The organism is Bartonella sp. TT121SHDZB (genome assembly GCF_042193415.1).
GTDB lineage: Bacteria > Pseudomonadota > Alphaproteobacteria > Rhizobiales > Rhizobiaceae > Bartonella.
In genome coordinates this window covers 333-599 of sequence record NZ_JBHILR010000073.1, presented here as the reverse complement: position 1 = coordinate 599, position 267 = coordinate 333, and the positions used below count along the sequence as shown (strand labels likewise).

Genomic DNA, 267 nt, shown 5'->3' with positions numbered 1-267 from the left:
CCCAGGCGCAGAGCCAGCAGCGACTTGATGTAGGCCTCGATGTCGATGAACGAGTCCTGCAGCAGCTCGAAGGGCAGCGCGATGCTCTTGGAGCTGTACTTGTAGACGCCCATATTCGCCTGGCCGAACGTCGTCTCACCCGTCGAAACTGTGACGTTTTCGCCGACGATCTCGCCCTCCTCGGACGTCGCGTCAGCGGTGGGGAACAGCATCTGAGCGCCGGTCGCGGTCTGGATCTCGCTGGCCACGGCGCGGACGCCGCCCATC

General features: G+C 64.4%; 1 protein-coding gene. It reads right to left on the bottom strand.

The features are described 5' to 3' along the window. The coding region (locus tag ACFIKI_RS08560) for a phage major capsid protein (RefSeq protein WP_375666798.1) at window positions 1–267 on the bottom strand (267 nt) is incomplete at both ends.